The following is a 21,428-nucleotide window of genomic DNA, read 5'->3' on the forward strand; positions in this document are numbered from 1 at the left end:
ATTGAAATATGCTTGAATATGCAGGTATCACATTTTAGGAGCAAAAGATGCGAATTTTAACTGGCTTACTGGCATTATGTTTATCTGGATTTAGCTTTGCAGGCGCATTGCCTGACTCGCCGCATTTATATGTTAAAGGCACTTCATTTATTCAAGTACAACCCGATATTGCAACCATCCGTGTTGCCATTACCGAAAAGCAAAAGTCGCTGCCGACAGCCAAAGAAAACGTCGATAAGATTATGGCTAAGGCCATCGAAATCGCTAAACGCTTCGATATTAAAGAAGACGATATTCACGCAGATCAGCTGAATGTCTACAGACAGACACGCTACAATCGTGAATCAAACGAAGAAGAGTTTGATGGTTTTCGCGTAAGTCGCAGTCTGACTGTAAAACTTAAGGACATTAAAAAGTACCCAGAGTTACTTCAAGAGTTTGTAGACAGCGGTATAAATCAGTTCAATAACACGGAATTTGGTGTTGAAAATGAAGGCAAGTATCTGCAAAGCCTCAAAAAATCCGCCATCAAAGATGCTAAGAAAGCAGCCAAAGAGCTAGCAGGCGAGTTTGATGTTGAATTGGCAAAACTGTACTCAGTTTCATTCCAACCAATGCAAACGCCAGTTCAGCCTTACGTGCGCTCTGCAGCGATGGCAATGGAAGCAGATCAAGGCGCATACAAAAATGCGTATAACACAGGTGCAATTACATTAAACGCGGAAGTTTATGCTGTTTACTTAATTGAGTAATACTGGCTGTGAACTAATTAAACTTATACACTAAGCCCTCCATTGGAGGGCTTTTTATGATCACCGGTTTATATGCGGCATTGCTGGCACTAATCTATATTAAACTCAGTTTTAACATAATATCACTCAGACACAGACACAGAGTATCGCTAGGAGATGGCGGTATCGATGAACTGCAAAGTGCAATACGGATCCACGGCAACTTTATCGAGTACACACCTTTCGTACTGTTAATGATGTTGTTACTCGAAATTCAACAAATCAACCCATATCTACTTCATGCTTTTGGCATTGCTTTTTTGTTTTCTCGAGTTGCACACTATGTTGCACTCGGTAAAACTAACTTTTCAATCAGAAAAGTAGCGATGGCGACAACATATGGAGTAATACTTATTTTAGCGTCACTCAACCTCGTGTATTACTTTATCTAAATATGACAAAACATAAATTTCTGGTAACGGGTTTACCACGAACGGGCACAACAAGTCTGTGTATTGCTGCATTAGGTGCTGGATACAAAACAGCACACACGGCATACACAAGGCAAGCATTAGACCGTGCTGAATTTATTGCTGACACTCCCGTTTTCGCTGACTATGAAAAATTATATGCTCTATATCCTGAAGCCAAAATAATCCAGTTAACACGAGATTTTGAGCAATGGCTTCCCTCAATTAAGCGTTTGATGACGGCAATGAAAGAAAACTTACTGTCACAAAGAGGGGGCTTTAACGACACCATTAAGCGTTGTTATTTGGAAACTTTTTCTGATTTTGACAAACATTTTGAAGACGATGGTTATTGGCGGAATTGTTATAGCAAGCATCATGATAGGGTGCTTAGATTTGCAAAAATGAATCATGTTCCTTTTATTACGGTCAACCTAACAGCTGCTGATGCCGAGCAAACGCTTGCCGAATTTATAGGCGTGACTCAAGAAAAAGTGACCATCCCGCATGTCAATATCGGTGGTAAAGTAACTGCATGGAAGTGGTTTTCTCACTCCAATAAAGTGGAATCGACACGTAATGGCAAAGCAGATAAAGACACAGCGCTCTTTAGTATGCAAGTTCGCTCGAGCGCGTGAGTTTGTTATACTCACTACAAGCTGTATATACAAGATAGAATTATGTTTGAATTAAAATATCACACACCTTTTAGCTGGACTGAAAAAGTCCTAGCCGACTTTGATACCTTTCTTCAAGATCACGCCGCTGCAGAAAAAAAAGCAGCTGGAATGGCGATGGCAATGCTTGGTCATTACCCAGACAGAATCAAGCTAGTAAAAGCGATGGCAGATCTCGCAATAGAAGAAATGATCCATTTTAAACAGGTACTTAAGATCTTAACCGAGCGTGGTACGCTACTAGGAAACGATCAAAAAGACCCCTATATAAAGCAAATGCGCGCATTGTTCCGCCAAGGCACTGACGAATATTTAATTGATAGATTACTGATTGGCGCAGTAATTGAGGCTAGGGGCCATGAACGTTTCTCTTTAGTTGCAGAAGCGCTTCCTGAAGGCAAAGAGAAAGACTTTTATGTTGCCATTGCCAAATCAGAAGAAAAACACAAAAATCTCTTTGTGGAACTTGGCTACGAGTACTTCGACAAATTAACGATAGATAACCGCCTAGAAGAAATTCTCATTGCAGAAGCGGATATTTGCAAAGGTATTCCATTTAGCGCAGCGCTTCATTAAAAGCAGCCACATGACTCGAGCCAATAAAGCCGTGTGGCTTTATTGTCTCCCATCTTTCTAGATACTTATTCAGTGAAGAGAACGGTTTCACTAGATACACCAATTAAGATTTGTAGTTTCGCCCAGTGCATTGTGCTCCATGCTATTCTCTGAATACTTTTGGTTTCTAAACTGTTTCAAAACAACTCATATTCGAAGCAATTAGTAATTAATATCGCAATAGTTTATAAATCAACCAGGCGAGCGACACTGAATCTTTGATTTTATAAGTGAGTAGACTTTCCTCATCAAAAATCCAACCTATTTAACATAACGTAAATTATAGGATGTAATAAATTGTGTGAGGAAACCATATAAAGTACCTTGTTAATGTCCAATACTAGACGGTATCGGACATTAATAAAAAGTTTACTGTATTTTCTATTGAGCTATGGTTTCGCTTTTTATAGTATGTGGTTGAATTTGTAATTTGAAGTATCGACATATGGAATTTGTAAGACCGCTAGAACCAATATTGATAATTGATGACGCTGTTGAGATCAGAGATTTTCTGACACAGATTTTGGAGAACTTAGGGTTTGAAGAAATTTATGGTTGTGAAGACTTTGATTCAGCAAAGCCGCTACTAAAGCATAAACAACCCAGTGTTGTCTTTTTAGATATTGAGCTTCCGGATACAGATGGCACCGAAATTCTTTCCTACATTAACGAAAACTTTCCAGTTGCTCATGTCATCATGTGCTCTGGCCATAATAGTATGGAGAATGTTCAAAATACTTGGGAGCTTGGTGCTAAGGGCTTTATTGCTAAACCTTTCAATGCACATAAAGTGGATTCGGTAATGAAGCGTTTAGAGCTGGTTACATGAATGAAGAAATAAAGAAACTTACCGATGCGCTCTCTACCGTTATTTTAGAAAAGCCTGAACAAATAAAGCTCGCGATCTGCAGTCTTTTGTGTCGCGGCCATCTTCTAATTGAAGATTTGCCAGGTATGGGTAAGACGACGTTATCTCATTCTCTTGCTGATGTGTTAGGTCTGACATATCGTCGAGTACAATTTACTAGCGATCTACTCCCAGCTGATATTACCGGTACTTCCATTTTTAACCGAGAGCATCAGTCATTTGAATTCCATCCTGGTCCAATTTTCAGCCAAGTTTTACTGGCCGATGAAATCAACCGCGCAAGTCCAAAAACTCAAAGCGCGTTATTGGAGTCCATGGAAGAACATCAAGTAACCATCGATGGCGTGAGCCATGAGCTCCCTAGCCCATTTTTTGTGATTGCAACGCAAAACCCTCAGCATCAATCTGGCACGCATCCACTGCCTGAGTCACAACTAGACCGCTTTTTTATGCGTATAAGCTTGGGATACCCCTCGGAAATGGCAGAAGCGCAGTTAATTAAATTAGCTGGAAAAGCGAGAAAACTGACTCAAGCACCACAAGTGATCGATGGCAAAACACTATTGGCGTATCAACAAGTTGTGCCTGACATTGTGCTAAGTGACGCCATTATTGATTACATCCTTCGCTTAGTTAACTACACACGCAGCTCGGGTCAATTTAGCGATCCTTTATCGCCAAGAGCTAGCATCGCGCTTGCAGCAGCAAGTCGTGCATATGCGTTTATTAGTGGTCGAGATTTCGTGATACCCGATGATGTTCAAGCCGTTTTCACTTCAGTCTGTGCCCACCGACTTGGCGTTACCACGACTAATGAAGCAGAAGTTCAGACACAGGTCTTTCAAAACGTACCGGTACATTAAGCATGATTAATCGCTTGAAACGGAAAGTTAAGCAGCATGTTTATAAACGACATCAACGCTCAGAAATACGGTTATCTCATAATAATATCTACATACTGCCATCTAAGGATGGCGGTTTTTTTATCGCTGTGGCTTTGCTTAATTTTGTATTGGGGATCAACTATCAGAATAATCTAATCCTTGCAGTGTCCTACATTATGGCTGTGATGATGATAGCCGCCCTATTTTTAGGTTTTTTCAACTTGAACAATGCAAATGTCCGATATTTGGGAAGTAATGCTAATTTTAGCCCATATAGTTCATCTATTAGACTCAATATTTCATCTAGCACAGAGATCCAATCACTCAGACTATCAAGTGAATACAACCGGACGGCTACTCATATTTCCAAAGTGAGTGATGAAAAAGTTATCGAGTTAAGCGCCCCTGAATTACCTCGTGGCGTATATGATACGGGCGTAATTAAAATCCTCAGCTACTTCCCATTTGGTCTTATTCGTACCTGGTCGTATATAAAACCAAACGATGCTTTCTACGTGTACCCTACTCCATTGCCCGTTATAGACACAGAGTTTAGCTTTGGCAGTGCCTCGAATGCCAGCCAAAGCATACAACAGAAAGAGCGTTCAGTTGAGTTCGACCATCTCTCGCAATATCAAAAAGGGATGAGTTTAAGCCGCGTTTCTTGGAAGCATTACGCCAAGACTGAGCAAATGTTAATTAAACAGAATGCACCGGAGTCTGCCGATTTACACCGCATTATTTTTGATTATTCTAAGCTTTCAGGCAGCAAGGAAGAACGTCTGAGTAAGCTCTGTACTATGGTGCTTGACGCCGATAAGCAACAAACAAGTTATGCCCTGTTACTTCAACAAAACAGGATCCCGTTCGGTCAGGGTGAAACCCATAAACTATGTTGCTTGGAGGCATTAAGTGAATTCTAGCTTCCCAAAATGGTACTACAGCACGTCACTATTTTTATGGCTGCTGAGCATTATTCTTATCGATGATTTTGGTATCGGCTTTGTCGGGTTATGTACCGTTTTAACGCTATGGCAAGCATCGAGATTGATGACTAAACCAAGCGTGTTAAGCATTCGTTTTATTAACTTGGTCACTTTACTCGGCGCAATTGCGACGGCCTCATTAATAGGTCTAAAAAACAGCGTGAATGTTTTCGTGGCTTTGATGTTGGTTGCGTCACTACTTAAGCAAGTGCATGCCACGCAAGCTCGCCAATTTACACAAATATGTATTTTGAATTTTTTTACTTATCCGTGCTTATTTCTTTTTACACAAAGTATATTTGCAGCATTTCTTGTATTGATTTTGCTGGCTGTCAATTTAGCTATCATGCTTAATCTCGAGCAAAACTTAAGGTTCAGAACAGCGCTTAAGGTAAGCTCAAAGGGATTGGTATTGGTGCTGCCTGTGGCTACTTTATTAGTCGTTTTTTTACCAAAACTCCCTGCATTTTGGCAGTTACCTGCACCGCAGAATCAAGCAAAAACTGGGTTATCTGAGAATGTAGATCCTTTCAATATCGCAAACTTATCCCAATCCAGCGACTTGGTGTTTCGGGCGTCATTTGAAGACACTCAACAAATGGGACCTTTCTATTGGCGTGCAATTATTCATGATGAATTTGACGGACGGCAATGGAAAGTCTCTGAGTATCAAGGTACCAATATCAGAGCGTTGCCCAAAGATCCGATTGGCGCAGCAACCATTATTGCGCAGCCAAGTCAACTTCCATGGTTGTACGGCCTGTCATACTCTTATTCGAAAAACGCTAAGTTGAATAGTAACGTGTTTGGCACGGTCTATTTGAAAAACCTATCAGCAAAACCTGTCGAGTATCAAATCGATTTCACTGATTTTGAACCCCAAGATTCGTTAAGGCCTTGGTATTATAGGCGTAACACCGCATTACCTGACGGCATTAATCAACAGGCAAGGCAACTGGCGCGTGATTGGGACAGTCAATCGACAACAACGAGCCAATTCATTGAATTAATGAAGCGCTATTTTTTGCAAAATGGTTTCGTTTATACCTTAACACCAACTACAACCCAATCGGACGATAGGATTGATGACTTTCTATTTAGCTCGTTTAATGGATTTTGCGGCCACTACGCCTCTGCCGCGGCATTTCTACTACGAAGCGCAGGGATCCCAGCTCGCTTGGTATCTGGTTATCTGGGCGGTGAAAAAAATGACAATCAAGGCTATTACAGCGTTTATCAATATGACGCACATGCTTGGGTTGAGTATTTCACACCAGGAATTGGCTGGCAACGCTTAGACCCAACCGCCTGGATTGCTCCAGAGCGTATGACAGGAAGTCTTTCTCAGTTAGAACAATTATCGAGCGAGTTCAAAAGCGGTTTGGGCTACAGCTTAATTGGGTTGTCTAATTGGCAATCTATTAATTGGTTGCGATTACAGCTCGAGGAGCTTGACTATCAGTGGACTCGCGTCGTCATTAATTTTGACAAAGAAAAGCAAGGCGCACTGTTTAAAGAGTGGTTTGGGAGTAATGGTCAGCTTTGGGCGGGAATATTTTCTCTGTTTATGCTGCTTTTGCTCTCAATTGCGCTATTTTACCTTAGCAAGCAGCTTACTCGGCATAAACGCCCTATCGAACTTGTCTATTACAATGCTATAGTGTCCGATTTCAAAGAGCAGCTAAGCGGCACTACGGCGAAACAACATATTGTCGAGTTATGTAAGTTATTTCCTGATTTAGATGCGTCGCTTTGGCAGTTTTATCAATTAATTGAAAAATCACAGTATCAACAAAAACCACTTAATAAACTTGAGCTTGGTGAGTTGAAGAGGTTGTATAAATCAATAAAAAGAAAGGCAAGAAAATAGTATGAATGCTGTTATTTTGGGCGTCTTGCTCATGCTGGGGTTAACCCTCTTTAGAATAAATGTAATTGTCGCCATGACCGTCAGTGCAATAGCTGCGGGCTTAGTGGCCGGTTTAGATTTGAAGACAACCTTAAACGCCTTTAATGATGGGCTATCTGGCGGCGCAGAAATAGCCTTAAGCTATGCCATGTTAGGTGGCTTTGCAGTTGCAATTTCAAAGTCTGGCTTAACTCAAATCCTCGCGCAAAAGCTGCTCAAATTGGTTAATGCTAATGATAGCGAAGGCTCAACGTTTTTAAGCATGTTTATAATGGTTATCATCTTGGCTTGCTCAATTGCGTCGCAAAACCTTGTGCCAGTCCATATTGCGTTTATTCCTATCCTCATTCCACCGTTATTAGTCGTACTGAACAAACTGACGATAGACCGCCGCGCGATTGCATGTATTTTAACGTTTGGCTTAGCGACCAGTTATATGGTGTTGCCATATGGATTCGGTGGCATTTACCTTTACTCTATTTTGCATAAAAACCTTGTAGACAATGGTTTAGAATTGGTTAAGTTCGACGTGCCATACGCTATGGTGATCCCTGCGCTTGGTATGCTGATTGGCCTGTTGATTGCCGTTTTCATTACTTATCGTAAAAAACGAGTTTATGAGGTGAGTCAACAGCAAAGTACTCAGTCAAACACAGTACCGGAAGGCCAAGAAGCAACCAAAGTGATGATCGTCGGCGGCGCTGCGGTGCTGGCTTCTCTCATTGCACAAAATAACAGTGGCTCAATGATATTAGGTGGGCTCGTTGGCGTGATGATTTTTAGCCTCTTTGGTATTGTGAAATGGGAACAAAACTCCGATGTTTTCAGTAAAGGTGTGGCAATGATGGCAATGATAGGTTTTATCATGATCTCTGCTCAAGGCTTTGCCTCCGTCATGAAAGCAACAGGCGATGTGGCAAGTTTAGTAGCAAGTTGTGCAGATTTTGTTGGCGATAATAAACCACTTGCTGCTGCGATGATTTTGCTTGTTGGCTTACTTATTACCATGGGAATTGGCAGTTCATTTTCAACCGTGCCAATCATTGCCACGCTATTTGTACCTTTGTCTCTAGAGGTTGGCTTTTCCGCTATGGCTACCGCCGCCTTGGTGGGAACCGCAGGCGCTCTAGGCGACGCGGGCTCTCCTGCATCAGATTCCACACTTGGACCAACTTCTGGCTTAAATGCCGACGGCCAGCACGATCACATATGGGATTCCGTGGTGCCTACATTTATTCACTTCAACATCCCACTACTCTGCTTTGGCTGGATAGCCGCGATGGTGTTATAGGTTTATCAATCATGATGGTATCAAGGCTCCCCGCCTTGATACCTTTAGCTCATAAACATACTGTATTTTCTTTGTCTCTAATGTCGCTTTTGTCTTATTAGTTTTCTTGTGCTATACCAATAGGTAAGAGAATTAAAGCAAAAAGACTATGCAAACACTTAAACCAAGCGAAATAGCCAGTTACTGTAACGTACACCAACGCAGTGTAAGTCGTTGGATTGCCAATGGCGAATTAAAAGGTCATAAGCTTCCTGGACGCGGTAACTACCGTGTCTTACTTGAAGACTTTTTATCCTTTTTAAACAAGCACAAAATCCCACTTTCGCAAGACTTTATTAGTGACTATCAAATTGCAGAAACTGGTCTACACTCTGAGAAAGAACGGGATTTAGCTAAGGTGCTTATCATTGATGATGAGCCCCAGTATAGAAAAGCGATACGACGAGTGATAGGCAACGATTATTTGATACAAGAAGCTGGTGATGGCTTTATGGCTGGCATTGCCATCTCAGAGTTTAAACCAAGTTTAATTACGCTCGATCTTTCCATGCCGGGTATGGATGGCTTTGAAGTGATCTCATTTATCCGCAAAAAAGAAAAATTTAAAACGATTAAGATTTTGGTGGTCTCTGCATTAAATGATCTTGAACTTGAAAAGGCCAAAGCGATGGGTGCCAACGATGCCCTTTCTAAACCGTTTGATAACTCTATTCTGTTAGAAAAAATTAATGCGCTAATACAGGGGTAGCTATGAATGCACCTATCATGTTGGTTGATGATGAAATTGATATTCTAAAGTCGCTTAAGCGCACTCTGCGTTTACTGCATTATGAAGTGGTATATACCGACGACCCAAGACAAGCGCTCGGTTTGATACAAGAGCACAAACCGCATGTGCTTATCACTGATTTCAGAATGCCCAACATGAATGGTCAAGAGCTTATCCAAGAAGTCAAAAAACACGACCCAAGAATTGAGTGTATTGTCCTGAGTGGTCAAGCGGATTATGACGATATGAAGTCGCTGATCAACGCCAATAATACCTTTAAGTTTTTATCAAAACCCTGGAATAACGAAGAGCTTTACACCACCATTGAAGCTGCACTAGCAAGCTACCATAAGAACGAATTAAAAACCCAGATCCTACGCAGCAATAATGCGCCTTTAGTAGAAGTAAATACCATAGGTAATGTCATCGATTGCAACTACGCCTACACAGAGTTAGTTTTGAATGAGGTAAATAAAGGCAATTTCTTTCAATTGTTTAATTTTGAAAGTGATAGATGCCTTGATGACTTTGCTGAACGCAGGATTGCTACGTTAAAAAGTTCAAAGGTTTTATGCCAAGTTGAACTCAAACTAAAAATGGAATCTAGCTACTTACTCATTATTAAACCCCTATCGAGTGAGCAAAACAAATATCCCAATTTCTATCAAAGCAAGCTTGGTTTTATTGAACATATTAATCGCACGGATAACTCTGTCATTATCTGCCTTAAGATCCGTGACTTACTCGTAAAGAATATTATTTCCAATACGCCCATACACTCAGATACCTTTAAAAAGATCATTGACCACACAGTGCTTAGCGAAGCTACGAATTTTTCTATGCTTGAAATCAGCTTTGATCAAGCTATCTTTTGGCTAGATTCAGTACAAAGTGAAATCGAAGTTCACAAATTTTTGGATGAGGTGCTCAACTCAATTAAACAATTTTTTATCAGGAAAAATATCCAAGTTAAGTTTTCAGTTTCATACACTATGATAGAACCTCAGCAACCACTCTCGGAAGCAATAGACAGCTTGGTGATTTATACGCAATTTGTTTGTGAGTCACGCACCGATTTTTATATGCGTTACTCGCCGTCACTGCTTTCGGAGAAGCTGAATGAACATAAAGTGTCTGAGGCGCTGTTCAATGCCGTTGATAATGATGAGTTTTATCTAAGATTTCAGCCTAAACTTAACTTAAATGAGCATTCAATTAATAGCTGTGAGGTGTTGATCCGTTGGAAGAACACACAGTTTGGCGCTAACTCACCGGATTATTTTATTCCATTGGCAGAAAAGGACGGACAAATCGTTAAGATAGGAAATTGGGTGCTAGAGCAAGCGTGTATCGCACTGTGTGAATGGCAAAAGGAAAAGCTAGACATTAAAAAAGTTGCAGTCAATGTCTCACCTTATCAGCTATCTGCCCCAGGTTTTGTTCAAACCATGTATTCAATCATAAAACAGCATTCGCTAAAGCCGGAGCAGTTCGAATTAGAAATCACCGAGAACTTTGTTTTAGAGAATCTCGAGCAAGCTAAGACTAAATTACTTCAATTAAAAGAGCTTGGCTTCTCCATTGCCATTGATGATTTTGGCGTGGGATATTCCTCATTGGGCTATATTTCAAAATTGCCAGTGGATGTTATCAAAATTGACAAAAGCCTGATTGAAAATATCGACAGCTCAAAATCGGCTCGAGATCTTGTTCAGAATGTTATTCGATTAGTACACGACCTAGAGTTGAAAGTTGTCGCTGAAGGCATAGAAACCGTAGAGCAGCTTGAGATTCTCGAGCAGTTAAAATGCGATGAAGTGCAAGGGTATCTCATCGGAAAACCTGTTTTGTTTGAGGAGTTTACTCACTATGTCTATTAAAAACCAAGTGCCACGGATTGTGCTCGTTGATGACGATGAGTTGATGTTGAAGTCGCTCCACCGCCACTTCAAAATCAGCATGGAAGGCGCTGAAATATTGACCTTTTCATCACCTAAACAATTCATTGAATCCCTAGATACGTTTGCGGGCATCGACATTTTAGTGAGTGACTACCTTATGCCATCGATTAACGGTGTTGAATTAATCAATATCGTGAGGCGCCGTTATCCACAAGTCCTCACCGTGTTGTTAACCGGCGATACCACAGGCAAGGTACTGTGTAAGTCTTCAATTTCTGCGACCTTTATCGTCGCTAAGCCTTTTCGAAGAGAAGAATTTGATGAGGTTATCACCGCATTTTATCGACTCAATGAGCTGCCATTAAGTGAAGCAATAAAGCGTGCGCTAAATGAAACTTTCATTGAAAACGAATTGCCTATCTTGCTAAGTAAAATTGAAGATATTGATTTAGATTTTCACAAGCTTGAAGCGATGTTGGAACAAGAGGTGCTCATTCAAGCCAAATTATTCCATCTATGTAACAGTGCTTATGTGGGGTTATCGACAAAGCAATACTCCCTTTCTACCGCAATTAAGACGCTCGGTGTGGATTTAGTTTCCGCAATTATTGTCTCTGTGTGTTATCACAATATGGTCGCAGCTAGATATGATATCGCGAACTGTGAGCAGTTAAGTGATATCAACTTTAGAAAGGTCAAGTTACTAAAGGAATTGGTACACAAGCTACACGACGTATCAATCGATTCTGAACGCGTTGTTTTTATTCAATCTCTATTGTTTCTTGGTGAGCTCGGCTCAGAAATCGCTCAGCTTATAACCGAAAGCCAATGTCATTCGCCAGAGAGTTGTTATACCGAGAAATTACATATTGCCCTTTATACCGCCACATTAATTGGCTATGAGTCGGCTATCACAGATCAACTGTATGCACTCATTAAGGCCCTAGAAACGGCCAACTCAGATTGCAATGCCACTAAGCTATTGTTGCTTATAGACACTATCACCAATAAAGAAGTCAATCAGACGGTGATCAACACCTTTTTTGATCAAAAGAGCCAAGATTGGTTGGAGCTTTTCTATGAACTCAGAAGCAAATACTTTAGTTAATTACAAAGTACTGATATTGGACGATGAAACGTCAATACTTAAGGCGTTAAAACGAGTCATACGGCTGCCTTCGGTAGAGGTTGTCAGTTTTGATAATCCTTTTGAAGCTCTTGAGTACATAGACACGCACCCCGTTCAGGTTATTATCTCTGATTTTAGAATGCCGCTAATGAATGGTGGAGATTTTCTAAAACGAGCCAAAAAAATAAACCCTGGTGCAATTGGCCTAATTCTTAGCGGTTATACCGACTCCGATATGCTTATTGATATGATTAATAGCAAGGTTGCGCATAAGTTTTTGTGTAAACCATGGGAGAACGACAAATTACTCGAAGAAGTTAATGCAGCAATAGACGTATACAATAATAATTATTTTAAAACGGTTTTACAGGAACAACTAAAAAAGCGTGATTGTCCACGGATATTAATCAATAATGAAGGCCAAGTTGTCGAGCATAATCTCAGCAAAGACATTGAATCTCAGATTCTTGCAGAGTTCTCGGCATGCTTTAGTGGTAATGGTATCTACCACACTCCTCTTGGTGTTTTAAGATGTGAGATCCGTAGCAATCCAAAAGACGAAGAGTTCTATCTGGTCACCATAGAAAAAGTCGAAGTAACAGACGAAATTAACGTCTATGAAGTTATCACCGAACTGCTATTATGTTACTCGATAAACCCCGTTCTCACTTACTATGCGTTGCCAACCTGCGAACTCACCACACCGAAATTGGCAGCTGCGGCTCAAGAAGTTTTCAGAAACTATAAAATATTGCCGTCACCGACATATAACTATCTGTTTGTACTGGATAACATTGAGCAATCCTTACTACCAAGAAAACACATAGAGCTAGAAATTCAGTTGGAAAAGTTACTCGATACCGCGCTACCTCACGAGATACAAAGTAATACCACTCAACTTGCTGCATTTTTAAATAATGGAGAGTAAGCGTGGATACTTTTGCAAAAGTTGAATTAACACAGGATTTAGTCGAATCAAGCTTTCCGCTCACCGACCTCAATACGCTACTCGCCTCCCTATCTGATTATTTTGAGGTACCAATTACTTTAGTCACTGTAATTGAAGGGCAATGGCAACACCTGATTGCCAAGCATGGGATCCTAGCTGATAGAACACCCGAGCAAGATGCTTTCTGTAAAAGCCTAATCAAACATAACAAGTCTTTACTTGTTCCAGATACCGCCTTGGATGAAAACTATGCCAATAACCCACTCGTTACTGGCGAGCCTTACATTCGCTCATACTTGGGTGTACCGTTTCGACTCGATGACAAGCCAATCGGTGGCGTATGTTTAATCGATACCAAACCGAAAAATTATGCCGAGCGAGATGTTCATTTACTTGAGACGATTAGTGGTCTTATCACCAATATTTTAGAGCTACAAAAGAACTATTCGTTATACCTCGAAGATCAAGAGTTAATCCGTTTTTCACCAATCGTGTTAATTAAGTGGAAGTATAATAATGGGCTTCGCATTCGCACGGTTTCTCCGAATATTGAACGCGTGATTGGTATTGACGCTTTCCACTTATGCTCTGGGGAATTGCATTTTGAAGACTTACTCACCGGGCCGAGTGTTGAGAAATTTCATTTTAACTTACAAAACCACTTGGATGGTTTAGAAGCGTCTGAAATTTTGCTAGAGATGGCATTAGACTCAAAACAGATCTGGATCCGTATGATCACCGTGGCGCACTTTAACCACGACGGCAGAATGACAAGCATTCAGGCTTTTATTACCGAAAATACTGCACAAAAGTACACCGAAGACAAACTCAATGAAACGAACCGACAGATGCGTCTATTGCTAGAAGCCTCTGAGCTAGGTACATGGGATTGGAATATTCCAGCAGATATCAACAAAGTTAACAAAAAGTGGTGTGATATGCTTGGAATTGAATTTGAATACGTTGAGACCAGCGTTAATTACTTCCGCCAACTTATTCATCCAGCCGATCGTAGTCACGTAGAAAGAGACCTAGCCAAGCACCTACAAGGGTTAACCGATGCCTACACCACTTCCTATAGAATGAAACATGCCGACGGCCACTGGGTGTGGATAGAAACCTATGGCAAAGTGGTTGAACGCGATAATAGTGGCAGAGCACTGCGCCTTGCTGGTACTCACCGGGATATTACCTACCGGATGGAAGCACAGTTGCAAGAGCGAAAGCAAAAGCAATTACTGTCTTTTATCAGTAAAGCACAGTCAGCCTATTTAAAGACAGGTGATCTGTCTAAATCATGCCGTGAAATTCTAGAAGAGCTCATCGACATTGCGGATAGCCAATTTGCGCTGATCGGCGAGCTTGAGCATACCGCCGGTGTACCAAGGCTCTTTATTCATGCCATTTCAGAAATGCAATGGAATGATTTAAGCTCTCAATTGGTACAGAGATATTATGATAACGATCTCTATTTTACTGACTTTAATAATCTGTTCGGATCAGTGATCCTAACGGGAAAAACCGTCATTAGTAATGAACGAGGCAAGCACCCCGCGTCGAAAGGCACGCCAAAAGGACACCCAAGGATCTCTAAGTTTTTAGGGCTGCCGATAAAGCTCAATGGCGAATTGGTCGGTATGATTGGACTTGCGAATAAGTTTTTTGACTATACCGAAGAAGATGCAAGATTCTTACAACCACTGGTCGATTCATTAGCGGGTTTATACTATGCGGTTAAACTCGATAAAGAGCGTCAAGAAGCAGAAAACAAACTGCTTGAACTCGCAATGACCGACACCTTATCAGGCCTGCCCAACCGACGTGCCTTTATGGAAAAAGCCGCCGAAGTTGGTGAGATATCCTTCCCCTATTTAATTGGTATGGTAGATATCGATAACTTTAAGTCAATTAATGATACCTACGGTCATGATGCTGGTGACAAAGCCATTAAGCTGATTGCTTACACCATAAAGGATGCGCTACGCAGTGATGATTTTACCGCGCGAATGGGAGGTGAGGAGTTTGCATTTGTATTGCTTGATGCCACACATGGATCATCTAGCGCATTGATTGAGACCATCAGAGAATCTATATCCAACTTGGAAATTACACTGTCAGAAGAAGAGAAAATACGTCTCACGGTCAGCATTGGTGTAAAAGCAGTACTTCCCGAGATGGAAAAAATGTCTATTACAGGACATTTAAATGATGCTGATAAAGCTTTGTATGAGGCTAAACATACTGGCAAAAATAAAGTAGTTTGGTTCGAATAACAAGATATTTCATATTGCTTGATATATGTTAATTACGCGTCAGACATAAAAATGGAAACATGATGAAACAGCTCTCACTTAACCTAGCTGCATTTGGATTTTTAGTCACCTCATCAGTTGCTTATGCAGATTATACTGCTGAGTTAGAAATTGACCGAATGCCGGACACACCGTTTAAAGAGTGTAACGACTACACTTTCCGCCAAGTTATGAATAATTTTTTACCGAACTCACTTGGGATTATCTTACAAGTGATTGGGGCACAAACTACATAAATATTGATGGTTATGTAGAAGAAGAAGGCGAAAAGTTTGATTTTCTTCTTCAATACGAAGTCAAATCTGATGGGACGTTTGAATTTAACGCAATGGAGTTCTTAGGAAAAGCAAAAGACGACTCGTTTATTATCATGATGCTCGACAAGATCTGCTATCATTCAGCGGGTGATTAGCGCTTCAACTCGAAGCGCTAAACTGCTTCTAAACTTAGTCTACTGTAACTTTGCACTGGATGGACTGTTGATAATAACCCCAAGTTAATATTGCTACATTACTTTGTACTTTAAGGTGATAATCGCCACCGCGGTAACGAGTATCACTGGCGGAGTTATCGATGAACATCAGCTTTTCACTGTCATTAAATTCAGCGACCATGCTTAGTGGCTGAGTATCGTAGTAAAAAACGGATAATAACTTATCGTTACAGAGATACGTCGTATGCCCGGTACTAGTCACTTCTTTTAATGGCTTCTTTTGGCATTCCAAATACAATGCTGGAGCTTTCATCTTGTGCATAAGTCTTCGCCCCGGATTTCTTCATTTCTAATTTTTTCACCTGTCAAAATTTGAACAATAATTTATTTTAACTATTTTTAAGTGGTAAAAATAAATTTAAAAACAGATAGTTATAAATCATTTTTCAGTATTGAGTATTGGGATTTTGACGGTTTGACTGTGGATTTTTTAATGATGACAGCGTCAGAAAGCTAAAGCCAACTGTGAGAACTGGATAATCAGAACAAAAACAATAATGAAGTACATGAATCTCAAATAAATGCTTACCTAATGAAGGCTAACTTTATTTATGAACAGGGTTTGATTAATTAATTATCCGTAAATTCGTCGGAGAAATCTGCTTCGCTGAGCTTAGGAAAGGATACCGTAAACGTTGTGCCTACACCGACTTGCGAGTCAACTTGAATGCTACCCTTGTGCTTGGCGACGATACTATATGATAGAGACAGCCCAAGGCCAGTGCCTTGACCAACAGGTTTGGTGGTAAAAAATGGATTAAAGATTTTATTGATGTCCTCAGCTGGGATCCCTTTGCCTGTGTCTTTGATGGCAATAATCACCTCGTTTTGTTTATCTTCGATAGAGATAGTTACCGTACCGCTTGACTCTATTGACTGCGCCGCATTGATGATTAAGTTTAAAAATACCTGATTAATTTGCATTGGCTGACAATATAACAACACTTCATCATCGAGGGAGTAAGTTTTGTTTATAACCGCATGATACTTAATTGAGTTGTTTGCTATTTTCAGCGTGCTTTCAATCCCTTTAATAAGATCTGCCTCTTGCCACTCCTGGTTATCAACATGAGAAAAGGATTTTAAACTCTCAACTATCTTGGAAACTCGGTCCAGCCCTTCTAAACACTCTTGCAGTAATTCAGGCACGTCATCCTTTAAAAAGTCGATACTATACTGACTTTGAAGCTGCTGCTCCTGTTGTGCTAAATCACTGTCGGCAAGTGTACTAAAATGCGTTTCATAAAAAGCGAGCATCGCAAACAATCCGCTAGCCTGGCCTTCTAAACTTTGAATATTGGAATTCACAAAACCAATTGGATTGTTGATTTCATGCGCCACGCCAGCGGCTAGTTGGCCAATTGCTGCCATTTTCTCAGACTGTAGTAGTTGGTTTTGTGCAGCTTCCAACTTAAGGTTGAGTGTTCTTAGCTCTTGCTTTTCTATTTCTAATGCTTCGGTTAGACGTTTTTGCTCTTGATAATAGCTCGCCAGCTCGGTCACATCTTGTATGATCACGCATACCTTTTTCACTTCTTCAGAATGCTCAAAAATTGGCACATATTGAATGTTCTGATACATTGAAGTTTCATCGCCAGTAACAGGACGGCTGCTGCTAAGTTCAAACACATGAGGACGATGCTCCCAGTAGCTAAAACTTGCTGCTTTTAAAGCAAAAACACTCTTCAATTTCCGCTTGATGATTTTTGCAGCTTCAGGAAATACCTCATCGATGGACATGCCCTCAATATTTTTGGGAGTGTTATCCGGTAGCCGGTTTTTCAAAAAATCATTCGCAAAAACTACCGTGTGTGCTTGGTCTAGTACACAAATGCCAACCGGAATATAATGCTGCAATTCGCTAAACAAAATCAGCCCTCTATTCCAAGCATGGCATTAAGTTTTTGGATCACTGTTTTAATGGAGTTTTCATCCAAACAAATAATCACTCTCGAATCAAAAGAAATAGGCTCGATTATAAATGCAATTTTCATCACCAATGTGGTTTTCCACTCGGCAATGTCGTCGGATAGTTGATGTTTATAAATTGTCGGCATAGTCAATGAGGTTTTAAGCTCTAACTGACTAGAAAAGCCGTTTAAACATGCACCAGCCAAGATATTAGATAAATCTAGTAGGACTTCATTGAGATCAGAGTCATCGAGCGGACTATCGTAGTCCATAAGCTCGGCTATTTCTTGTAAGCCTTGCGGTGACAACAGATTAATGACTTCACCTTTAATTTCCCCTAAAAATGACTGTCTCGTTCTGTAGACATGTGCGGTATTACAGATCTCATTGAGTTGATTTGGGCTTACCGAAGTAATTTCAGGAATAGATAAACTAATTTTCGTTTCAATTAATCGAGCTAAAGAGTTGGCTGCCTGGCCCATGGATATATTCATTAGCTCTTGCAAGCCATCCCTTTGCTCTTCACTAAGTGGCATATTCATAATAAACCTAGCTCTTGTAGCGTGTTATGTAGCTCTTTTTTTTGTAGTGGCTTTTGCAAAAAGCGAAATGCGCCGAGTTTATCTACCAACTTTTTCGCTTCAGGCTGGATATCAGCGGAAATAACAATAACCACGGTTTTTGCATGGTGTTCATGTAGATGCGTGAGAACTTCAAAACCATCCATTTCTGGCATAGTTAGATCCAAAAATAACACCTCAGCTTTGCCCTGCTCAACCATCACCAATGCTTCTTTGCCATTTTTTGCCTCACTGACCTCGACATCCCAGTCTTCAGGTATAGCCCTAAGCACGGCCTTTCTCGACATCATAGAATCGTCTGCAACGGTTACTGGAATTGCCATGAGCACCACTCCTATTTCACTATATTAGTAAAAAGTATGGTCTTTGGCTTTTTGACTGTCAAAAAATTATGAGTAAAAAATGACTCATTTGTCCTCTGAATGGAAGAGATTCGATTTAGGAATAACAAATGATGGCTCGATTAATTATCATAAAAGGGTTTTGGCCGTTATTGGCGAGTAGCAATTTTATAAAAATTTGTATGATGTGTTCTTTACCTGCTATTAAATATAGGGCTAAGCCCTATATTTGCTTTAGAGATTTTAAAAAATAAAATCTTAGCGAAAAACTAGCTATCAAAGCCGTTTAGCATTTTGTCACAAACCACTGGAGTCGGCCTATGATTGTCATCCACAGCAACAAAGGTAAAACTACCTGTAATTGCTAAGTGTTTATCATCTTTGTGCATTCTTTCAAGATAGATTTCAACATCAACCTTTAAGCTGGTATTACCAACATGCACTACTTTCGATACTAATTCGGCAAAAGTACCAGCAGGAATTGCCTCTTTGAAATCGACTCGATCTGAAGAGATCGTTACCAAAGGTTTGCGACAAAAACGCGTTGCAGCAATAAAGGCAACTTCGTCCATCCAAGCCAGTGCATCACCACCAAATAAAGTGTTATGATGGTTTGTACGGCCAGGGAATACGGTCTTTGTTACGTGTGTGATTGAGCTTTTAATGCGTTGCTCAACAATAGCTTGTCTTTGTTCGTCTGTCATTTTTGTACTGCTTTATCCGCTAGTGTATCTTTCATAAGTAGAGCTGGATCGAGCCGCTCCCCGAACCAATTAAAGCGCCAATCCAAATGCGGGCCAGTTACCCTGCCCGTCGCGCCAATTTCAGCGATTTTATCGCCTGTTTTTACCGTATCGCCAACCTTAACATCCAGTTTACTAAGGTGGATATACGTAGAGGTAATACCGTGACCGTGATCGATAATCAAAGTGCCGCCACTGTAATAAAGATCTGGATTTGCAAACACCACTTTACCCGATACCGGCGCTAAGACCGGCTCACCTGTTTTATTTGCGATATCTAATCCAAAATGTGGTCGTTTTGGCTCACCATTAAAATATCTTTGGCTACCATAAACACCTGAAATACGGCCCTTCGCAGGTCTGAAAACGGGGTCTTTAAAGAATAATAAATCCGAATTGCCTTGTCTTGCTTTTGACACGGCTTGTGCTTCTTCACGTATGCGCTTTAGCACCGACTCTGGTGGCGAAACATACTTTTTCGCAACCCCCGTGATCTTGTCTATATCGTAATCTCGTTTCGTGATCACTATCGCTTGGCGATGCTTTTGACCATCATCAGATTGCCAACTCAAGATGTGGTTAAGTTCAGCATCACGGCCAAAACCAAACACGAAATAGCCATCTTTAGAGCGCTTTAATTCTGTTTCGTTTAGCTTTATCTCAGTTGCATTCTCAAGCTTGCCGACGACCAAGCCACCTTGTGTCAGGTTACCTTTTAATTCAAGCGCCTCAGCAAATAATGTGGTGCTCGCTAGCAATATAACAATTGCACGTTTAAGCATACGCAATCGCTCCTTTTCCAACCCCTTCGTACGCTCTTACTTCAACCTTATCATGTGGATTTTGCGCCTTTATTTGGCCTGCAAGATAGTCCGCAATACATTCAACTGTTGTATCGCAAGGTAATATATCGCAACGTGATTTGCTGATCGCCAACTCAAAATATCCCTGCGACGAGGTATACGCGAACGCATAATCTTCATCTTGAGCGGTTACATACTGAAGCAAACTAGGATCAATCAAGTCTTCTTCACTGCCAAGATAAATATCTTGCCATTTATCCGCCCATTGTTTTTGTAATCTAGGCATGCTGATATCATTTAGCTTCACACCAATCAATGAACGGTGACCATGAATAATACGCTGACAGTTACCATCGTGTTTCTTTAAGCCATGGCTATAGTGATAATAGAAGCCAGTTGCGGCCTCTGGACGCAGCGTTATATCTAAATCTTTCACATTTTCAGGCATATGCGGCATAATAACAGACTTAAGGTAAGCGATTGCATTAGCTTCATTGATTTCATCCCCTTCCACTACACACACTGCTTCTTCAGGTGCATTCATGGCTAAGTGATTTCCATCAAATTGCATATCAAATTCAAATCGGCCTTCACTGTGTTTTGCATTACACGCAAACGCGCTGGGTACCGCTAATTTATGGTCCAGCTTTTCGTCGATAATACGTTTGATTTGCTTTTTAACTTTTGCAAAATCTAACACCATAGATTCTTCGTTTAGCTCACCATGCAACACAATGTCGGTGATCCAACTTTCACCTACCGCACCACGACGTGGGCAAAGGTACGAAAAATCAATTACGGTTAAAGAGTCAACAAAAAGGATCATAGATCACCCAAAATAGCCTGCTAAAAAATCATCCCCGATTATAATGATTTTCACATTATAAATCGCCCCCAATTGGAACTGATTTGCATTTAATCTCTTCAATTTTTTGAAATTTAATCAAATAGACATATCTTTAGCGCAAAATTTACAAGTCTCCGTACGGTTTTTAACTGTTCGGAGTTGTTTAGCGTACATCTGTACGCTAAAGTAGCGTCAATTTGCAAGTTAAGAAGAAGATT

Annotated in this window: 23 protein-coding genes; 15 read left to right on the forward strand and 8 right to left on the reverse strand. The window is 40.6% G+C overall.

The genetic code is table 11. From position 1 onward, the window contains the following. Positions 1-47 precede the first annotated feature (47 nt). The 15 genes from JJQ94_RS14550 (at position 48) to JJQ94_RS24210 (ending at position 15,727) form a co-directional block, all read left to right on the forward strand. Complete coding sequence (locus JJQ94_RS14550; protein ID WP_099029082.1) at positions 48-752, forward strand: SIMPL domain-containing protein; 705 nt, start codon at positions 48-50, stop codon at positions 750-752. A gap of 56 nt (positions 753-808) precedes the next feature. Then, complete coding sequence (locus JJQ94_RS14555; protein WP_099029083.1) at positions 809-1,183, forward strand: MAPEG family protein; 375 nt, start codon at positions 809-811, stop codon at positions 1,181-1,183. A gap of 2 nt (positions 1,184-1,185) precedes the next feature. Beyond that, the gene (locus tag JJQ94_RS14560; RefSeq protein WP_099029084.1) at positions 1,186-1,839 is read left to right on the forward strand and encodes a sulfotransferase family protein; all 654 of its coding nucleotides are present in this window, start codon (positions 1,186-1,188) and stop codon (positions 1,837-1,839) included. Between the two features lie 42 nt (positions 1,840-1,881). Beyond that, a complete protein-coding gene (locus JJQ94_RS14565) occupies positions 1,882-2,454 on the forward strand; it encodes a tRNA-(ms[2]io[6]A)-hydroxylase (RefSeq protein WP_039495868.1) in 573 nt (190 codons plus the stop codon). 484 nt (positions 2,455-2,938) lie between these two features. Further along, on the forward strand, positions 2,939-3,322 hold the full coding sequence (locus tag JJQ94_RS14570) for a response regulator (protein ID WP_088530653.1): 384 nt from the start codon (positions 2,939-2,941) through the stop codon (positions 3,320-3,322). Beyond that, positions 3,319-4,224, forward strand: coding sequence for an AAA family ATPase (locus JJQ94_RS14575; RefSeq protein ID WP_017217407.1), 906 nt, complete (start codon positions 3,319-3,321; stop codon positions 4,222-4,224). Before JJQ94_RS14570 ends, JJQ94_RS14575 begins: the two co-directional genes overlap by 4 nt. Before the next feature lie 2 nt (positions 4,225-4,226). Beyond that, on the forward strand, positions 4,227-5,168 hold the full coding sequence (locus tag JJQ94_RS14580; protein WP_099029085.1) for a DUF58 domain-containing protein: 942 nt from the start codon (positions 4,227-4,229) through the stop codon (positions 5,166-5,168). Beyond that, the gene (locus tag JJQ94_RS14585; protein ID WP_099029086.1) at positions 5,158-7,101 is read left to right on the forward strand and encodes a transglutaminase family protein; all 1,944 of its coding nucleotides are present in this window, start codon (positions 5,158-5,160) and stop codon (positions 7,099-7,101) included. Before JJQ94_RS14580 ends, JJQ94_RS14585 begins: the two co-directional genes overlap by 11 nt. A gap of 1 nt (position 7,102) precedes the next feature. Next, a complete protein-coding gene (locus tag JJQ94_RS14590; RefSeq protein ID WP_010372843.1) occupies positions 7,103-8,431 on the forward strand; it encodes a Na+/H+ antiporter family protein in 1,329 nt (442 codons plus the stop codon). A gap of 148 nt (positions 8,432-8,579) precedes the next feature. Continuing rightward, the gene (locus tag JJQ94_RS14595; RefSeq protein ID WP_099029087.1) at positions 8,580-9,179 is read left to right on the forward strand and encodes a response regulator; all 600 of its coding nucleotides are present in this window, start codon (positions 8,580-8,582) and stop codon (positions 9,177-9,179) included. Between the two features lie 2 nt (positions 9,180-9,181). Next, positions 9,182-11,080 carry an EAL domain-containing response regulator gene (locus tag JJQ94_RS14600; RefSeq protein WP_099029088.1) on the forward strand — a complete coding sequence of 633 codons (1,899 nt, stop codon included), beginning with the start codon at positions 9,182-9,184 and terminating at the stop codon, positions 11,078-11,080. Beyond that, positions 11,070-12,209 (forward strand): response regulator, encoded by a 1,140-nt coding sequence (locus JJQ94_RS14605; protein WP_099029089.1) that lies wholly within the window; start codon positions 11,070-11,072, stop codon positions 12,207-12,209. Before JJQ94_RS14600 ends, JJQ94_RS14605 begins: the two co-directional genes overlap by 11 nt. Further along, positions 12,181-13,158 (forward strand): response regulator, encoded by a 978-nt coding sequence (locus JJQ94_RS14610; protein ID WP_099029090.1) that lies wholly within the window; start codon positions 12,181-12,183, stop codon positions 13,156-13,158. The genes JJQ94_RS14605 and JJQ94_RS14610 overlap by 29 nt, the downstream gene beginning before the upstream one ends. Positions 13,159-13,160: 2 nt before the next feature. Further along, entirely contained in the window at positions 13,161-15,452 is a 2,292-nt protein-coding gene (locus JJQ94_RS14615; RefSeq protein ID WP_099029091.1) for a sensor domain-containing diguanylate cyclase, read from the forward strand. Between the two features lie 59 nt (positions 15,453-15,511). Next, positions 15,512-15,727, forward strand: coding sequence for a hypothetical protein (locus JJQ94_RS24210; protein ID WP_236596484.1), 216 nt, complete (start codon positions 15,512-15,514; stop codon positions 15,725-15,727). Between the two features lie 210 nt (positions 15,728-15,937). Here the strand turns inward: JJQ94_RS24210 and JJQ94_RS14625 are convergent, their stop codons facing one another. From JJQ94_RS14625 to JJQ94_RS14660, 8 genes are all read right to left on the reverse strand, one after another. Further along, complete coding sequence (locus JJQ94_RS14625; protein ID WP_330873156.1) at positions 15,938-16,186, reverse strand: hypothetical protein; 249 nt, start codon at positions 16,184-16,186, stop codon at positions 15,938-15,940. Continuing rightward, positions 16,179-16,271 carry a chemotaxis protein CheB gene (locus JJQ94_RS24370; protein WP_442960341.1) on the reverse strand — a complete coding sequence of 31 codons (93 nt, stop codon included), beginning with the start codon at positions 16,269-16,271 and terminating at the stop codon, positions 16,179-16,181. Before JJQ94_RS24370 ends, JJQ94_RS14625 begins: the two co-directional genes overlap by 8 nt. A 283-nt stretch (positions 16,272-16,554) precedes the next feature. Beyond that, a complete protein-coding gene (locus JJQ94_RS14635) occupies positions 16,555-17,853 on the reverse strand; it encodes a sensor histidine kinase (protein WP_099029092.1) in 1,299 nt (432 codons plus the stop codon). Between the two features lie 2 nt (positions 17,854-17,855). Beyond that, positions 17,856-18,437 carry a chemotaxis protein CheX gene (locus JJQ94_RS14640; protein WP_099029093.1) on the reverse strand — a complete coding sequence of 194 codons (582 nt, stop codon included), beginning with the start codon at positions 18,435-18,437 and terminating at the stop codon, positions 17,856-17,858. Continuing rightward, a complete protein-coding gene (locus JJQ94_RS14645; protein ID WP_099029094.1) occupies positions 18,434-18,799 on the reverse strand; it encodes a response regulator in 366 nt (121 codons plus the stop codon). Before JJQ94_RS14645 ends, JJQ94_RS14640 begins: the two co-directional genes overlap by 4 nt. Positions 18,800-19,086: 287 nt before the next feature. Further along, entirely contained in the window at positions 19,087-19,521 is a 435-nt protein-coding gene (locus JJQ94_RS14650) for an acyl-CoA thioesterase (RefSeq protein WP_010372783.1), read from the reverse strand. Further along, positions 19,518-20,342 (reverse strand): M23 family metallopeptidase, encoded by an 825-nt coding sequence (locus JJQ94_RS14655; protein ID WP_099029095.1) that lies wholly within the window; start codon positions 20,340-20,342, stop codon positions 19,518-19,520. Before JJQ94_RS14655 ends, JJQ94_RS14650 begins: the two co-directional genes overlap by 4 nt. Then, on the reverse strand, positions 20,335-21,189 hold the full coding sequence (locus tag JJQ94_RS14660; protein WP_099029096.1) for a 6-carboxytetrahydropterin synthase: 855 nt from the start codon (positions 21,187-21,189) through the stop codon (positions 20,335-20,337). The genes JJQ94_RS14655 and JJQ94_RS14660 overlap by 8 nt, the downstream gene beginning before the upstream one ends. Between the last annotated feature and the right edge of the window lie 239 nt (positions 21,190-21,428).

This window comes from Pseudoalteromonas sp. GCY (assembly GCF_016695175.1).
In the GTDB taxonomy this organism is placed as follows: Bacteria; Pseudomonadota; Gammaproteobacteria; order Enterobacterales; family Alteromonadaceae; genus Pseudoalteromonas.

Excerpts from the sequence above, each read along its gene's own strand:
- JJQ94_RS14550 (WP_099029082.1), top strand. The coding sequence starts at position 48 with ATGCGAATTTTAACTGGCTTACTGGCATTATGTTTATCTGGATTTAGC.
- JJQ94_RS14555 (WP_099029083.1), top strand. The coding sequence starts at position 809 with ATGATCACCGGTTTATATGCGGCATTGCTGGCACTAATCTATATTAAA.
- JJQ94_RS14560 (WP_099029084.1), top strand. The coding sequence starts at position 1,186 with ATGACAAAACATAAATTTCTGGTAACGGGTTTACCACGAACGGGCACA.
- JJQ94_RS14565 (WP_039495868.1), top strand. The coding sequence starts at position 1,882 with ATGTTTGAATTAAAATATCACACACCTTTTAGCTGGACTGAAAAAGTC.
- JJQ94_RS14570 (WP_088530653.1), top strand. The coding sequence starts at position 2,939 with ATGGAATTTGTAAGACCGCTAGAACCAATATTGATAATTGATGACGCT.
- JJQ94_RS14575 (WP_017217407.1), top strand. The coding sequence starts at position 3,319 with ATGAATGAAGAAATAAAGAAACTTACCGATGCGCTCTCTACCGTTATT.
- JJQ94_RS14580 (WP_099029085.1), top strand. The coding sequence starts at position 4,227 with ATGATTAATCGCTTGAAACGGAAAGTTAAGCAGCATGTTTATAAACGA.
- JJQ94_RS14590 (WP_010372843.1), top strand. The coding sequence starts at position 7,103 with ATGAATGCTGTTATTTTGGGCGTCTTGCTCATGCTGGGGTTAACCCTC.
- JJQ94_RS14595 (WP_099029087.1), top strand. The coding sequence starts at position 8,580 with ATGCAAACACTTAAACCAAGCGAAATAGCCAGTTACTGTAACGTACAC.
- JJQ94_RS14600 (WP_099029088.1), top strand. The coding sequence starts at position 9,182 with ATGAATGCACCTATCATGTTGGTTGATGATGAAATTGATATTCTAAAG.
- JJQ94_RS14605 (WP_099029089.1), top strand. The coding sequence starts at position 11,070 with ATGTCTATTAAAAACCAAGTGCCACGGATTGTGCTCGTTGATGACGAT.
- JJQ94_RS14610 (WP_099029090.1), top strand. The coding sequence starts at position 12,181 with ATGAACTCAGAAGCAAATACTTTAGTTAATTACAAAGTACTGATATTG.
- JJQ94_RS24210 (WP_236596484.1), top strand. The coding sequence starts at position 15,512 with ATGATGAAACAGCTCTCACTTAACCTAGCTGCATTTGGATTTTTAGTC.
- JJQ94_RS24370 (WP_442960341.1), bottom strand. The coding sequence starts at position 16,271 with ATGAAGAAATCCGGGGCGAAGACTTATGCACAAGATGAAAGCTCCAGC.
- JJQ94_RS14640 (WP_099029093.1), bottom strand. The coding sequence starts at position 18,437 with ATGAATATGCCACTTAGTGAAGAGCAAAGGGATGGCTTGCAAGAGCTA.
- JJQ94_RS14645 (WP_099029094.1), bottom strand. The coding sequence starts at position 18,799 with ATGGCAATTCCAGTAACCGTTGCAGACGATTCTATGATGTCGAGAAAG.
- JJQ94_RS14650 (WP_010372783.1), bottom strand. The coding sequence starts at position 19,521 with ATGACAGACGAACAAAGACAAGCTATTGTTGAGCAACGCATTAAAAGC.
- JJQ94_RS14655 (WP_099029095.1), bottom strand. The coding sequence starts at position 20,342 with ATGCTTAAACGTGCAATTGTTATATTGCTAGCGAGCACCACATTATTT.
- JJQ94_RS14660 (WP_099029096.1), bottom strand. The coding sequence starts at position 21,189 with ATGATCCTTTTTGTTGACTCTTTAACCGTAATTGATTTTTCGTACCTT.